We start from the raw sequence: 13,701 nt of genomic DNA on the forward strand, positions 1-13,701 counted from the left end.
AATTATTTCTTAAATGCCTGCCGGGCTGCGCGTATGCCAGTCCGTCACTTGCTGGAACTGGTGGGCGATATTGAGCAGCTTGGCTTCGCCAAAGTAATTGCCGATGATTTGCAGGCCGACGGGGCGCTTGGCGTTCTTTTCGCCCTCGCCGAAACCGCACGGGATTGACATGCCGGGCAGGCCGGCCAGGCTGGTCGACAGGGTGTAGATGTCGGCCAGGTAGTTCGCCACCGGGTCGTCCGTCTTGTCGCCCAGGTCCCAGGCGACGGTCGGCGCGACGGGGCCCATGATGACGTCGCAGACGGCGTTCGGGCCATTGAGCACGGCGTCGAAATCCTGCGCGATCAGGCGGCGGATCTTTTGCGCCTTCAGGTAGTAGGCGTCGTAGTAGCCGTGGCACAGCACATAGGTGCCGACCATGATGCGGCGTTGTACTTCGGGTCCGAAGCCCTGTGCGCGCGACTTCTTGTACATGTCCTGCAAGTCCTTGTACTCGGTAGCGCGGTGGCCGTAGCGCACGCCGTCGTAGCGCGACAGGTTCGACGACGCTTCGGCCGGCGCGATCATGTAATAGGCGGGAATCGACAGGGCGGTGTTAGGCAGCGAGATGTCGACCAGGGTGGCTCCCAGCTTTTCATACTGCGCCAGCGCGCCGCGCACGGCCGCTTCCACGTCCTTGGCCAGGCCTTCGCCGAAATATTCGCGCGGCACGCCGATGCGCAAGCCCGTCAGCGGCTGGCCCAGTTCACGCGAAAAATCTTCCGCCACGCCGCCCTGTTCCGGCGACAGGCTGGTCGAGTCGCGTTCGTCGAAGCCGGCCATGGCGCTTAAGAGCAGGGCGCAGTCTTCGGCCGAGCGGGCCATCGGGCCGCCCTGGTCCAGCGACGAGGCAAAGGCGATCATGCCGAAGCGCGAGACGCGGCCATACGTCGGCTTGATGCCGGTGATGCCGCAAAACGCGGCTGGCTGGCGGATCGAGCCGCCCGTGTCGGTGCCGGTGGCGGCCGGCGTCAGGCCAGCCGCCACGGCGGCGGCCGAGCCGCCGGACGAGCCGCCTGGTACGGCCGTCTTGTCCCACGGGTTTTGCACGGCGCCGAAGGCCGAGTTCTCATTGCCGGAGCCCATGGCGAATTCATCGCAATTGACCTTGCCCAGGGTGACCATGCCGGCGGCCTGGAATTTCTCCACCACGGTGGCGTCAAACGGGCTGGCGTAGTCGGCCAGCATTTTCGAGCCGGCCGTCGTGCGCCAGCCTTTCGTGACGAACAAATCCTTGTGCGCGATCGGCACGCCCGTCAAGGGCGTGGCCGTGCCCGCGGCGATGCGCGCGTCGGCCTCGGCAGCTTGCGCCAGGGTCAGGGCACGGTCGACGTGCAGGAAGGCGTTCGAGGTGTCCGCTTCGATGCGGTCGAGGAAATGCGTCGCCAGTGCAACGGCGGAAATTTCCTTGTTCTGCAAAAGCGTGGACAGCTGTTTGATGGATTTTGTATGCATGGCGTTTCTATTTTGATATTCGGCAAAAAGGCGGGAACAGCGCTACGGCGTGTTTACTCGATGACCTTGGGCACGAGATACAGGCCATCCTGTACCTTCGGCGCCACGGCCTGGTAGGCATCGCGGCGGTTCTGTTCCGTGGCGATATCGTCGCGCAGGCGCAGGGCGATATTGTCCATGTGGGCGGCCAGCGGGTGGCTCAGGGGCGCCACGCCATCGGTATTGACGGCTTGCATTTGTTCCGCGAGTGCAAAAATCTTGTTCAATTGGGCCAAAGACGTGACGGCCTGGTCGTCGGCCATTTCAAGTTGGGCCAGGTGGGCGATGCGTTTTACGTCGGAGAGTGTCAGGGACATGGCGAATGGCGCGGAGTGCCGCGCATTAGTATTAAGTTGGCGTTTTGATAAAACGCGGGTATTTACTGCTATTTTGCTCACAAAAATCGAGGAATGCCGCGTAACTCGCGGCTGCAAGAGTCGCACTTTTCCATGGTTTTTGAGCAAATCGCATTCAAATTATAAGGTAGAATGGCGGGTTAATGCGTTGCCGGCGCTGATGGACTGCTGCCGCAGCATAGAAAAGATTGCGCAAGCGCCAAGCGAAACCCGGAAAAATCGCCTTTTGGATTTTCAGGGTGCCTGAAAGCGCCCGCTTTGAAACTCCCCATAAACAGCTTTTGCGCAGCTCGATGCGCTACAGGACACTCATGTTTGGTTTTTTACGCAGGTATATCTCCACCGATCTGGCCATTGACTTGGGCACGGCCAACACCCTTATTTATGTACGCGGCCTCGGTATCGTCCTGGACGAGCCATCCGTTGTCGCCATCCGCCAGGAAGGCGGTCCGAATGGCAAGAAGACCATTCAGGCAGTCGGCAAGGAAGCCAAGCAGATGCTGGGCAAAGTGCCGGGCAATATCGAAGCGATTCGTCCGATGAAAGATGGCGTGATCGCCGACTTCACCGTCACCGAGCAGATGCTCAAGCAATTCATCCGCATGGTGCACGACTCGAAATTCTTCCGTCCATCGCCGCGCATCATCATTTGCGTGCCGTGCGGTTCGACCCAGGTCGAACGCCGCGCCATCCGCGAATCGGCCCTGGGTGCCGGCGCCTCGCAGGTGTACCTGATCGAAGAACCGATGGCAGCGGCCATCGGTGCGGGCTTGCCCGTGTCCGAAGCGACCGGCTCGATGGTGGTCGACATCGGCGGCGGCACCACCGAAGTGGGCATCATTTCGCTGGGCGGCATGGTCTACAAGGGTTCCGTGCGCGTCGGCGGCGACAAGTTCGATGAAGCCATCGTCAACTACATCCGCCGCAACTACGGCATGCTGATCGGCGAACAGACGGCTGAAGCCATCAAGAAGGCCATCGGTTCGGCCTTCCCCGGTTCGGAAGTGAAGGAAATGGAAGTCAAGGGCCGCAACCTGTCCGAAGGCATCCCGCGTTCGTTCACCATTTCCAGCAACGAGATCCTCGAAGCGCTGACCGATCCGCTGAACAACATCGTCTCGGCCGTGAAGAACGCGCTGGAACAGACGCCGCCGGAACTGGGTGCCGATATTGCCGAAAAAGGCATGATGCTGACGGGCGGCGGCGCACTGCTGCGCGACCTGGACCGCCTGCTGATGGAGGAAACCGGCCTGCCGGTGCTGGTGGCCGAGGACCCGCTCACCTGCGTGGTGCGCGGTTCCGGGATGGCTCTGGAACGTATGGACAAGCTCGGCTCGATCTTCTCCTACGAATAATCTGACAGAAGGGCCGGAAACCATTTTCCGGCCTTTTTTTGGTTTTGGCGCCGGCGTCTGACCGGGGCCTGCACGTTGGCGCACTGCGCCTGGCCTGATTATTGGAAGTCATGGAATACAGTCCTCCGCCACTTTTCAAACAAGGCGCCTCCGCCCGCGTCAAGATGATGGTGTTCGCCGGCATTTCAATCGCCCTGCTGCTGGTCGATTCGCGCATGCACGTGCTGACGGCCGTGCGCCAGGCCGTCGGCACCGTGCTGTATCCGGTGCAGATGGCGGCCCTGGTGCCGCGCGATGTGGCGCTTGGCGTCGGCAATTACTTTTCTTCGCTGTCCGCCCTGGAAAAACAGGTGCGCGACCTGAAACACGAGCAAATCGCCTCGGCGCAGATCCTGCAGCAGGCGCAGCTCAATATCGTTGAAAACAACCACTTGCGCAAATTGATGGAAGCGCGCGAGCGCGTTCCCGTCAAGACCATGATGGCGGAAGTCCTGTATGACACGCGCGATTCGGCCACGCGCAAGATCGTGCTCGATCGCGGTATCCAGCATGGCGTGGAACTGGGCCGCCCCGTGATCGACAACCTGGGCGTGGTGGGGCAAGTCACGCGCGTGTTCCCGTTCACCTCCGAAGTGACCCTGCTGACCGATGAAGAGCAAGCCATTCCCGTGCAGCTGCTGCGCAACGGCGTGCGCAGCGTGGCCATCGGCCGCGGCAAGTCCGGCACCATGGAACTGCGCTTCACGGCCCCCAGCGCCGACATCCAGATCGGCGACATCGTCATTACCTCGGGCCTCGACGGCCTGTACCCGGCCGGCCTGGCCGTGGCGCGCGTGACGCTGGTCGAGCGCAATGCGCATGGCCCGTTCGGCCGCGTCGTGTGCCAGCCGCTGGCCGGTATCGAACGCAACACCCAGCTGCTCATCTTGATGACGTCGCCGGACATTCCACCGCGTCCGCCCGCCGAAGAAGTCAAGACGGGCCGCAAGATCGCCGGCAAGATGGCGCCGATCAAGGACCCTGCCAAGGAGCCTGCGGCTGCCGCTGCGACACCACCTGCCGCCCATACGGCCGCAGTGCCGGCCGCGAAACCGCCTGCGAGCCCCGCGCCGAAACCGGCGGCGCCTGCAGGACCTGTACCAACGCCTGTACCAACACCTGCCGCCGTGCCACCGAAGGAAGCGACACGATGAACCGCCCGCATTACATCCTGCTGCCGGTCAGCCCCCTTTTCATCGGTTTTTCCCTGCTGTGCGCTTTTTTGCTGAATTTGCTGCCGTGGGGGCAGTTCGTCGGCGTGCCTGATTTCGTCGCCCTGGTGCTGGTCTTCTGGGGCATCCACCAGCCGCGCAAGGTCGGCATCGGCGTGGCGTTCTTCATGGGTCTGATGATGGACGTGCACGATTCGACCCTGCTGGGCGAGAATGCGCTGGCCTACACCTTGCTGTCGTATTTCGCCATCATGATGCACCGCCGCGTGCTGTGGTTCCCCATCCTGACGCAGGCGCTGCACGTGCTGCCGCTGCTGCTGCTGACGCAGGCGCTGCAATTGCTGACGCGGCTGATCGTCTCGGGCCGCTTCCCCGGCTGGCTCAATTTCATCGAGAGCTTCGTCGCCGTGGCGCTGTGGCCCCTCGTCACGTGGATCCTGCTGGCACCGCAGCGCCGCGCCGTGGACCGTGACCACAACCGGCCGATCTGACGGGCGCCTGCCATGACTGAACTCAAGAACACCGAGCGCGAACTGCATTTTTTCCGCATGCGCCTGACCATCCTGGGCGCGCTCGTCTTCGTCTGCTTTTCGCTGCTGCTGGCGCGTTTCATCTGGCTGCAGGTGATCAAGCACGAGGATTACGCCACCAAGGCCGAGGACAACCGCATCGCCGTGGTGCCCATCGTGCCCACGCGCGGCCTGATTCTCGACCGTAACGGCGTGGTATTGGCGCGCAATTACTCGGCCTATACGCTGGAAATCACGCCATCGAAATTGAGCGCCAGCCTCGATTCCGTGATCGATGAGCTGTCGACCCTGGTGCAGATCGACATCAAGGACCGCCGCCGCTTCAAGAAGCTGCTGGAAGAATCGAAGAACTTCGTCAGCGTGCCGCTGCGCACGCGCCTGACGGACGAGGAAGTGGCGCGCTTCACGGCGCAGCGCTTCCGCTTCCCTGGCGTCGAGGTGCAGGCGCGCCTGTTCCGCCAGTATCCGATGGGCGAAATCGCTTCGCACGTGGTGGGCTTCATCGGCCGCATCAACCGCAATGAAGCCAGGGCGCTGGAAGAGGGCGAGGACGCGGCCAACTACAACGGCACCGACCATATCGGCAAGGAAGGCCTGGAAAAAAGCTACGAGAAGCAGCTGCATGGCACCACCGGCTACGAAGAGGTGGAAGTGTCGGCCGGCGGGCGCGCCATGCGCACCCTGTCGCGCACGGCGGCCACACCTGGCAACAACCTGATCCTGTCGATCGACATCGAACTGCAAAAAGTGGTCGAGGAAGCGTTCGGCGAATGGCGCGGCGCGGCCGTGGCCATCGACCCGGCCACGGGCGACATCCTCGCCTACGTCTCCAAGCCAGGCTATGACCCCAACCTGTTCGTCGACGGCATCGACCAGCAAAGCTGGAATGAACTCAATACCTCGCTGGACCGGCCGATGGTCAACCGGCCCCTGTCCGGCACCTACGCGCCCGGCTCGACCTTCAAGCCCTTCATGGCGCTGGCCGCGCTGGAATTGGGCAAGCGCACGCCGAGCCAGTCGATTTCCGATCCCGGTTTCTTCATCCTCGGCGGGCATACCTTCCGCGACGATAAGGTGGGCGGCCATGGCACGGTGGACATGCACAAGTCCATCGTCGTCTCGTGCAACACCTATTACTATCAGCTGGGGCGCGACATGGGCATCGACGCCATCCACGACTTCATGAAGCCGTTCGGTTTCGGCCAGCTGACGGGCATCGACCTGAATAACGAAAAGACGGGCGTGCTGCCGTCGACGGAATGGAAGCGCAACCGCTTCAAGACGCCGCAGCAGAAAAAATGGGTGGGCGGCGACACGATTTCGGTGAGTAACGGTTCCGGCTACAATTCGTATACGCCGCTGCAGATCGCCCACGCGACGGCCAACCTGGCCAATAACGGCGTGGTGATGAAACCGCATCTGGTGAAGATCATCGAAGACGCCGCCACGCGCGCGCGCACCCTGACGGTGCCGAAGGAAAGCTACCGCATCGCGCTCAAGCAGGAAAACATCGACACCATCAAGCGCGCCATGGTGGGCGTGACCAGCGAGCAAGGCGGAACGGCCGCACGCATCTTCACCGGCGTGCAGTACACGGTGGGCGGCAAGACGGGTACGGCGCAGGTGGTGGGCATCAAGAAAAACGAGAAGTACAATGCCAAGCTGCTGGCCGAACGCCTGCGCGACAACGCCTTGTTTACGGCCTTCGCGCCGGCCGACAAGCCGCGCATCGCGATTGCCATCGTGGTGGAAAACGCGGGCTTCGGCGCCGGCGTGGCCGCGCCGATCGCGCGCAAGGCGCTCGACTACTACCTGCTGGGCAAGCGCCCAAGCGACAAGGAAAAGGACACCACCAAGGTGCCCAAGGAAGATGTCGACGAAGTGCGCACCCTGGAAGAAATCACTGACGAGCAGGCCGCCCCGGCGGTACCTGCCAGGCAATAAGGAAGCACATGCCCATTAACGAGAGGCGCTCGCTGTGGCGGCGCGCCAAACCCTATCTGGCGGTGTTCGATCCGCCGCTGATGATCATCATCCTTATGCTGCTCAGCACCAGCCTGCTGACCCTGTATTCTGCCAGCATCGGCATCCCCGGCAAGATCGAAGACCATTTGCGCAATATCCTGCTGTGCTTTTTCGTCATGTGGGTGGCGGCCAACGTCACGCCGCAGATGATGATGCGCATCGCCGTGCCCGCCTATACGGTGTCGGTGATCTTGCTGGTGGCCGTGGCGCTGTTCGGCACCATCAAGCTCGGTGCGCGGCGCTGGCTGCATATCGGCGTGATCGACATCCAGCCGTCCGAGTTCCTGAAGATCGCCACGCCGCTGATGCTGGCCTGGTTCTTCCAGCACAATGCGGGCGCCCTGCGCTGGAAATCGTTCGTGATGGCGGCCGTGCTGTTGCTGGCGCCCGTCTATTTGATCGCGCGCCAGCCCGACTTGGGCACGGCGCTGCTGGTGGTGGCGGCCGGCTTTACCGTCATCTTCCTGGCAGGTTTGTCGTGGAAGGTGCTGGCCGGCTTGCTGATCACTTTTGTTTCCTGCCTGCCGATCGCCTGGTCGCACCTGCATGATTACCAGCGCGACCGCGTGATGATGCTGATCGACCCGACCAAGGACCCGCTGGGCAAGGGTTTCCATATCATCCAGTCCATCATCGCCATCGGTTCCGGCGGCATGACGGGCAAGGGCTGGACACACGGCACGCAAGCCCACCTGGAGTTTGTTCCGGAACGCACGACCGATTTTATTTTTGCCGTATATTCCGAGGAATTCGGCCTGGTCGGTAACTTGATCCTGATGCTGATGTATTTGCTGCTGGTGGGACGGGGGCTGATGATCGCCGCCAACGCCCCCAGTTTTTTCACTCGCCTGCTGGCAGGAGCGATCACTATGATTTTCTTTACTTACGCCTTCGTCAACATGGGCATGGTCAGCGGCATCGTGCCGGTGGTCGGCGTCCCCTTGCCATTCCTCAGCTATGGCGGCACCGCGCTGCTGACCCTGGGCGTGGCCACCGGTATCCTGATGAGCATTCAGCGCCACCGCAAGCTGGTGCAGACTTGATGCGCGCGCCTTTCGATACCTTCGCCATGCGCGGGCTGGGCCTGACGGTCTTGCTGACCCTGGCCGCCTGCGGCACGACGCCGCAAAAGCCCGCATCGAATAACGTGCCGCTGCCATCCGGCGGCAAGGTCAAGTCCCCTGTGCGCCAGGATCCCACCTTGCCTGCGCTGCCGGCGGCCGGCTCCGGGCGTGGCGGCTACTACAAGGACGATGGCCCGGGCGATAATCCGCCGGCCAACCTGCGCGACGTGCCCGATGCGGAAGTGCGCAACGAGCCGTATTCCACGCGCTCGAACCGTCCGTATGTCGTCTTCGGCAAGACCTACACGCCGATCACCGACAACGAACCGTTCAAGCAGAAGGGCACGGGCACCTGGTATGGCAAGAAATTCCATGGCCAGCGCACCTCGTCCGGTGAAATCTACGATATGTACAAGATGACGGCGGCCCATCCGACCTTGCCGATTCCATCGTATGCGCGCGTGACGAGCATCGACAGCGGCGAGCAGGTGATCGTGCGCATCAACGACCGTGGGCCGTTCCACGCCACGCGCGTGATCGACGTGTCCTACACGGCGGCGCTGAAACTGGGCTTCCTCGGCAAGGGCAGCCACCAGGTGGTCGTCGAACGGCTGCTGCCAGCCGATATCGACGCCATCCTTGCGGCCCGTGCGGCGCCCAAGCCGGTGCCGTCCGTGGTGGCCATCTCCATCGACACGCCGGTAGAAACGGGCACCGTGGTGCAGCCGGAAGTGTCGACGCAGATGCTGCCCGTCGATGCGACGGTGGCCATGCCGGCACCGGCGGCGCTGGCCAGCGGCTTCTATTTGCAGCTGGGCGCCTACTCGCGTGCCGACAACGCGGAATCGGGACGTTCGCGCCTGGCGCCATACGCGGCAGCCCTCGGTAGCCTGGGCGTGGTGCAGGCCGGTAACCTGTTCCGCCTGTACGGCGGACCGTTCTCCAGCCGCGCCGAAGCGGCCCGCGCGGCGGCGAATTTGCCGGAATCGACAGGCATCAAGCCTATAGTCATCCAACGCTAGGCGCGCCTGATGGTGCAAAGCACCTGATAAAACCGTAGCGAGCGGCAGCGATTTTGGGCTAAGAAGCGCAGCTGTGCTGGAGCACAGCGAGCATCGCAGGCCGCAAAGCGCGACGCGCAGTAGGTTTAGTCAGGTGCTTATTTGCAGTTGCGCAGTTCCTGGTCAGGGAACTGCGCCTTGATCTTTTCCAGACGCGCGCGCGTGGCGGCGTCGAGGTCGCGGAACTGGTAAGCCATCTGCTTGCTGGCGCTGTAGCGCGGTGCGACGCGGGCGCTGTGCACGCCCTGTTTGTTGAGCGATGCCAGCTGGCTTTGCGCGCTGGTTTCCGACTTGAACACACCCAGTGAAATGCCCCAGCGTAGCGGGCTGCTTTCATTCATGATGAAGTAATTCGTCACGCCCAGCTGCTTCAATTCGCCTGCCTTGCGGTCGGCGCCTTCCTTGCTGCCCTGTGGCGGGATGTACACCATGTAGCTGGAAATCTCCTGGCCGGCCACGTTGCGGCGCGACTGGCGGTCGCCCAGGTCCAGCGACGCCACTTGCGCTTCGAAGCGGCGTCCGTCAGCCAGCAGGAAATTGCCCACTTCCGTGCACGCATACGATGGCGGTGGCGGTGGCGCCGGTGCGGCCGCCGCCGGCGTCACTGCCTCTTCGGCGGCAGGCGGCGCGGCGGGCGCCATGGCCTGCTCCTGCGTCAGCAAGGTGAGCTTGGTCGCCTGCAGCTGATTTTTCAGGCGCGCCGGTTCGCGCGTCTCCGTGCGAAAACTGCCCAGATAACCCTGGCCGATGGCCAGCACCAGCAGGTTGACGCCGGCCAGCAGCCAGAAGACGAATTTCAGCATGGGTGGTTTCCTTGTGTTCCTGCAGCCCCGGCACGCGCGGCCGCCTGCAGGCCGAGCATGACGATATTGTCGACCAGGTGCAACGGCACCGCCAGCGCCAGGGCCGGTGCGATGCGCGATGCAGCGCCGCCCGACAGCAGGCAGGCGCCGGCGCCGTGCATGCGAACGGCCCGTTCGATGGCGCCCGCCTGGGCCGCCAGGCAGCCGGAGAGGATGGCGTCATCCGTGTTGTCGGCAAAGCCGGCCGGCAGCAGGGCGTCGCTGGCGATTTGCGGCAGCTGCGCCGTGTTGCGCGCCAGCGAGCTGGCCATCAGTCCCAGTCCCGGCAAGATCATCCCGCCGAGGAAAACGCCATCGGCCGTGATGGCGTCGATGGTGGTGGCGGTGCCGCAATTGGCGACGATGACGGCCTGGCCAGGCGCCAGCGCGTGCGCGCCGATGGCGGCGGCAAAACGGTCGCAGCCCAGTTGCGACGGCATGCGGTAGCCATTTTTTAGTCCCGCCAGCTGCGGCAGCGAGACAAAGTCGCGGGCAACGACCGGCAGCATGGCGCGCAGGCGCGCGCCGATGACGGCGCCTGCCACGTTCGACAGCAGTGCTTCGCCGATGGCGAGTGACGCCCACTGCGCGGCCAGGGTGTCGATCTGCGCATGTGTGACGGCGCCGCTGGCCAGCCAGTCGCCGGCGGCGCTGTCGGCGGCCACGAGTGCCCATTTGATGCGCGTATTGCCGGCGTCGATCAGCAGCAGCATGCGCTTACTCCCCCGTCAGGCGCAAGGACACGTCGCCGGACATGATGTGCTGCAAGCCATCTTCGCCGCGCAGCAGCAGCCGGCCCAGTTCATCCACGCCGGCCGCCACGCCTTGCTGCAGCAGTTGGCCATTGTCGAGGATTTTCACGTGCTGGCCTTGCCAGGCATGCAGTGCGTTCCAGCGTTCCGTGAAGGGCGCAAAGCCCGTGTCGTCGAATTCGGCCAGCACGCCGGCCAGGCGGCTGAGCAGGGCTGCCACCAGGGTATTGCGCTCCATCTGCGCCAGCCAGGGCACGGCCGAGACGCTGCGGCCGATCTGCCGTTCCAGCGCATCGGGCATCAGCAGGTTGATGCCGCAGCCGATGACGGCCCACACGCCACCGTCTGGCGTCTGCTGCGTCTCGACGAGGATGCCGGCCAGTTTATGCCCATCCTTGAGCAGGTCGTTTGGCCACTTCAGTTGCACGGGCACGCCCAGCGCCGTCATGGTTTCGGCCAGCGCCACGCCGACGGCCAGCGGCAGGCCGACCAGCCGGTGCAGCGGTCCCTTGAAGCGCCAGGCCAGCGAGAACATCAGGCTGGCGTCCGGTTGCGACACCCAGGGCCGCCCGGCGCGTCCCCGTCCGGCCGTCTGCTGGCCGGCGATGCGCAGGGTGGGGCCGGCCAGGGTGGCGCAGCGCGCCAGCAGGTCGGCGTTGGTCGATCCCGTTTCGTCGACCACTTCGATGGCCACGTGGGAGGCGCCTGTGGCGCAATGGGCGGCGATGGCCGCGCTGTTCAGGTCTGAGTGCTTCGTCATGGTGGTCAGTTCAGTTGCGCGCCTTGTGCGGCGCATTCGCGAAGGCCCGGTCGTAGACGGCATTGGGCAGCGCGCGCAGCAGCTTGGCGACGACGCCCATCTGCCACGGGATCACGCGGTAGCTGTCGCCGTCGGCGATGGCGCGCGCGGCGCGCACGGCGAATTTTTCGGCCGGCATCAGGAAAGGCATGCGGTAGGCGTTGTGGCGCGTCATGGGCGTGTCGATGTAGCCGGGCGTGATGGTGACGACCTTGATGCCCGCCGGTTTCAATTCCAGGCGCAGCGATTCGCAGTAGCTGATGACGGCCGCCTTCGAGGCGCTGTAGGCTTCGGCGCCGGGCAGGCCGCGGATGCCGGCCACGCTGCCGATGCCCACCAGGCGTCCGCTGCCCTGGCTTTTCATGGCGGCGATGAAGGGGGCGAAGGTGGCGACGGTGGCCGTGACGTTGATGGCCATCAAACGGGCGAAGGCGTCGAGGTCTTCCGCATGTTCGGTCAAGGTGCCGTACGACACGCCGGCGCTGGCGATGACGACGTCGATGCCGCCGGCTTGGGCAATGAAGTCGCCGGCCGCGCTTTTCAGGGCGGCGTGGTCGCACACATCGACGGCGTAGGCGCGGTGGCGTTCAGGGTGGGGCAGGGAGGCGATCAGTTGCTGCAGGGTGTCGCCGCGGCGGGCCAGCAAGCCCAGATGGGCGCCCTGACGCGCGTACTGCAGCGCCAAGGCGGCGCCCAGTCCGCTCGACGCGCCCGTGATGAAAACGCGATGCATCAGGCGATGCCCGGGCGCGCCAGGGAAGTGGCCATGCTTATTTCTTTTCCGCTTTGGCTTTCGCGACCAGCACGTCCATCACGCTGAGCGCCTGGGCGTTCAGCTGCTCTTCGTTCTGTGCCGACTTGCTGCCCTGGTTCGCCTGCGAAGGCGAGGTGATGTAGCGGCCATCGATGGCGATCATGGGCCAGAACGTCACGTTATAACCCTGCATCATGGCGTCCGCGCGGCGCACGCGGGCCGAGACACCCATAGAACGGTAGGTGTCGATGAACTTCTGGCGGTCCACGCCCTGCTTGGCGACGAAGTCGAAGACGGCGTCGTCGGTGTTCAGGCGGTTGCGTTCCACGTGCATGGCGTGGAAGACGCCGGTGTGCAGCTTGTCGACCAGGCCCATGGCTTGCAGGGTGAAGAACAAGCGCTGCTGCGGCGCCACGCTGTCATCGCGCGACACGTGCACGCGCTTGAAGACGATGTTGTCGCCCTGTTTCTTGACCCAGGCCGCCAGTTGCGGTTCGAGCACGTTGCAATGCGGGCAGTAATAGGCGAAGAATTCCGTCACTTCGATTTTCTTGCCCGATTCCGTCGCCTGCGGCGTGGGCAGGGTTTCGTACTCGACGCCGTTCTTCGGCTCGGCCGGCGAGGCCGACGCCCCCATGGCGGCGGTGAACAGGGCGGCGGCGATCAGGATTTTCTTCAGAAAACGCATGCTGGTTCCTTATTTTTGGTTGCGGACGACGGCGACATCGATGCCGTTTTCAGACAGTTTGGTGCGTGCGCGGTTCATCGCCTCGAGCTGGTTGAACGGCCCGACCCGTACGCGGTGCAGCACGCCCGCATCGGTGCTGCGGTCGCTGATGGCCGCTTCGAAGCCGAGCAGCGCCAGTTTGCCGCGCGTGCTTTCGGCGTCCGACATGTCATGGAAGGCGCCGGCCTGCAGATAATAAATCCATTTGTCGCTGGCTGCATCGGCCTTGGCCTCTTTCGCGTCGGCCTTGGCTTGCGGCGCGGGCGCCGCTGGTGCTGCCGCCGGCGTTTTCGGCGCCGGCTTGTCCTTCAAGGTACCGATCAATTCCTGCAGCGCGTCCGGCGGCGGCGCCTTCGGCTGCTGCGCGGTGGCGGGCGCGGGTGCCGGTGCGGCAGGCTGCGTCGGCGTGACGATCTCGCGCGGCTCCTTGGAGAAGTCGCGCGCCGCCTCCTTGGCCGCTTCCTTGTTGCCGTACATCGGCTTGTTCGGATCGGCGATCTGACCGGCCGTCGGCTCGGCCGATTTGCCGGCCTTGCCCGATTTGTCGGTGAAGGGCGAGGCGCCCTTGGTGATCACCAGGGCGACCACCACGGCGATGCCCAGGCCGATGACCAGGCCGATGATGATGCCGACCAGGGTATTGCCCTGCTGGCGCCGGGACGAAGAGAAGCGGGAAGCGTGATTCATTGACG

At 64.1% G+C, this 13,701-nt stretch carries 14 protein-coding genes; 6 read left to right on the forward strand and 8 right to left on the reverse strand.

Annotation, left to right across the window (positions count from 1 at the left end; translation table 11 throughout):
• Positions 1-9: 9 nt before the first annotated feature.
• Together gatA and gatC are read right to left on the reverse strand one after the other, a co-directional pair.
• Positions 10-1,494, reverse strand: coding sequence for an Asp-tRNA(Asn)/Glu-tRNA(Gln) amidotransferase subunit GatA (gene gatA, locus OX459_RS23480; protein WP_289906759.1), 1,485 nt, complete (start codon positions 1,492-1,494; stop codon positions 10-12).
• A 53-nt stretch (positions 1,495-1,547) separates the two neighbouring features.
• A complete protein-coding gene (gene gatC / locus OX459_RS23485) occupies positions 1,548-1,850 on the reverse strand; it encodes an Asp-tRNA(Asn)/Glu-tRNA(Gln) amidotransferase subunit GatC (protein WP_077399414.1) in 303 nt (100 codons plus the stop codon).
• Between the two features lie 350 nt (positions 1,851-2,200).
• Here gatC and OX459_RS23490 point away from each other — a divergent pair, with 350 nt between their 5' ends.
• From OX459_RS23490 to OX459_RS23515, 6 genes are all read left to right on the forward strand, one after another.
• A complete protein-coding gene (locus OX459_RS23490; protein ID WP_010393186.1) occupies positions 2,201-3,244 on the forward strand; it encodes a rod shape-determining protein in 1,044 nt (347 codons plus the stop codon).
• Positions 3,245-3,354: 110 nt separating this feature from the next.
• Positions 3,355-4,437 carry a rod shape-determining protein MreC gene (gene mreC, locus OX459_RS23495; protein ID WP_289906760.1) on the forward strand — a complete coding sequence of 361 codons (1,083 nt, stop codon included), beginning with the start codon at positions 3,355-3,357 and terminating at the stop codon, positions 4,435-4,437.
• The gene (gene mreD / locus OX459_RS23500; RefSeq protein ID WP_077399420.1) at positions 4,434-4,946 is read left to right on the forward strand and encodes a rod shape-determining protein MreD; all 513 of its coding nucleotides are present in this window, start codon (positions 4,434-4,436) and stop codon (positions 4,944-4,946) included. Before mreC ends, mreD begins: the two co-directional genes overlap by 4 nt.
• 12 nt (positions 4,947-4,958) lie before the next feature.
• Positions 4,959-6,929, forward strand: a complete 1,971-nt coding sequence (gene mrdA / locus OX459_RS23505; protein WP_289906761.1) for a penicillin-binding protein 2 — start codon at positions 4,959-4,961, stop codon at positions 6,927-6,929.
• Positions 6,930-6,937: 8 nt separating this feature from the next.
• Positions 6,938-8,053 (forward strand): rod shape-determining protein RodA, encoded by a 1,116-nt coding sequence (rodA, locus tag OX459_RS23510; RefSeq protein WP_077399426.1) that lies wholly within the window; start codon positions 6,938-6,940, stop codon positions 8,051-8,053.
• Positions 8,053-9,096: a septal ring lytic transglycosylase RlpA family protein gene (locus OX459_RS23515; protein WP_289906762.1), complete on the forward strand. Its 1,044-nt coding sequence runs from the start codon at positions 8,053-8,055 to the stop codon at positions 9,094-9,096. The genes rodA and OX459_RS23515 overlap by 1 nt, the downstream gene beginning before the upstream one ends.
• A 137-nt stretch (positions 9,097-9,233) precedes the next feature.
• Here the strand turns inward: OX459_RS23515 and OX459_RS23520 are convergent, their stop codons facing one another.
• Genes OX459_RS23520 through OX459_RS23545 form a run of 6 tightly spaced genes read right to left on the reverse strand, consistent with a single transcriptional unit; the run spans position 9,234 to position 13,696 of the window.
• Positions 9,234-9,938 (reverse strand): SPOR domain-containing protein, encoded by a 705-nt coding sequence (locus OX459_RS23520; protein ID WP_289906763.1) that lies wholly within the window; start codon positions 9,936-9,938, stop codon positions 9,234-9,236.
• Positions 9,932-10,690, reverse strand: coding sequence for a type III pantothenate kinase (locus OX459_RS23525; RefSeq protein WP_289906764.1), 759 nt, complete (start codon positions 10,688-10,690; stop codon positions 9,932-9,934). Before OX459_RS23525 ends, OX459_RS23520 begins: the two co-directional genes overlap by 7 nt.
• Positions 10,691-10,694: 4 nt before the next feature.
• Positions 10,695-11,489, reverse strand: a complete 795-nt coding sequence (locus tag OX459_RS23530; RefSeq protein WP_289906765.1) for a biotin--[acetyl-CoA-carboxylase] ligase — start codon at positions 11,487-11,489, stop codon at positions 10,695-10,697.
• A 10-nt stretch (positions 11,490-11,499) separates the two neighbouring features.
• Positions 11,500-12,261: an SDR family oxidoreductase gene (locus OX459_RS23535; protein WP_289906766.1), complete on the reverse strand. Its 762-nt coding sequence runs from the start codon at positions 12,259-12,261 to the stop codon at positions 11,500-11,502.
• A 37-nt stretch (positions 12,262-12,298) separates the two neighbouring features.
• Positions 12,299-12,970 carry a thiol:disulfide interchange protein DsbA/DsbL gene (locus OX459_RS23540; RefSeq protein WP_289906767.1) on the reverse strand — a complete coding sequence of 224 codons (672 nt, stop codon included), beginning with the start codon at positions 12,968-12,970 and terminating at the stop codon, positions 12,299-12,301.
• A 9-nt stretch (positions 12,971-12,979) separates the two neighbouring features.
• Positions 12,980-13,696, reverse strand: coding sequence for an SPOR domain-containing protein (locus OX459_RS23545; protein ID WP_289906768.1), 717 nt, complete (start codon positions 13,694-13,696; stop codon positions 12,980-12,982).
• Positions 13,697-13,701: the final 5 nt, after the last annotated feature.

Source organism: Janthinobacterium sp. SUN026 (genome assembly GCF_030397625.1).
Taxonomy (GTDB): Bacteria; Pseudomonadota; Gammaproteobacteria; order Burkholderiales; family Burkholderiaceae_D; genus Janthinobacterium; species Janthinobacterium kumbetense.

What these genes read in the sequence shown, in the direction of transcription:
- rodA (WP_077399426.1), top strand. Translation starts at nt 6,938, where the DNA reads ATGCCCATTAACGAGAGGCGCTCGCTGTGGCGGCGCGCCAAACCCTAT.
- OX459_RS23525 (WP_289906764.1), bottom strand. Translation starts at nt 10,690, where the DNA reads ATGCTGCTGCTGATCGACGCCGGCAATACGCGCATCAAATGGGCACTC.
- OX459_RS23545 (WP_289906768.1), bottom strand. Translation starts at nt 13,696, where the DNA reads ATGAATCACGCTTCCCGCTTCTCTTCGTCCCGGCGCCAGCAGGGCAAT.
- OX459_RS23520 (WP_289906763.1), bottom strand. Translation starts at nt 9,938, where the DNA reads ATGCTGAAATTCGTCTTCTGGCTGCTGGCCGGCGTCAACCTGCTGGTG.
- OX459_RS23540 (WP_289906767.1), bottom strand. Translation starts at nt 12,970, where the DNA reads ATGCGTTTTCTGAAGAAAATCCTGATCGCCGCCGCCCTGTTCACCGCC.
- OX459_RS23530 (WP_289906765.1), bottom strand. Translation starts at nt 11,489, where the DNA reads ATGACGAAGCACTCAGACCTGAACAGCGCGGCCATCGCCGCCCATTGC.
- OX459_RS23535 (WP_289906766.1), bottom strand. Translation starts at nt 12,261, where the DNA reads ATGCATCGCGTTTTCATCACGGGCGCGTCGAGCGGACTGGGCGCCGCC.
- mrdA (WP_289906761.1), top strand. Translation starts at nt 4,959, where the DNA reads ATGACTGAACTCAAGAACACCGAGCGCGAACTGCATTTTTTCCGCATG.
- OX459_RS23515 (WP_289906762.1), top strand. Translation starts at nt 8,053, where the DNA reads ATGCGCGCGCCTTTCGATACCTTCGCCATGCGCGGGCTGGGCCTGACG.
- mreD (WP_077399420.1), top strand. Translation starts at nt 4,434, where the DNA reads ATGAACCGCCCGCATTACATCCTGCTGCCGGTCAGCCCCCTTTTCATC.
- mreC (WP_289906760.1), top strand. Translation starts at nt 3,355, where the DNA reads ATGGAATACAGTCCTCCGCCACTTTTCAAACAAGGCGCCTCCGCCCGC.
- gatC (WP_077399414.1), bottom strand. Translation starts at nt 1,850, where the DNA reads ATGTCCCTGACACTCTCCGACGTAAAACGCATCGCCCACCTGGCCCAA.
- gatA (WP_289906759.1), bottom strand. Translation starts at nt 1,494, where the DNA reads ATGCATACAAAATCCATCAAACAGCTGTCCACGCTTTTGCAGAACAAG.
- OX459_RS23490 (WP_010393186.1), top strand. Translation starts at nt 2,201, where the DNA reads ATGTTTGGTTTTTTACGCAGGTATATCTCCACCGATCTGGCCATTGAC.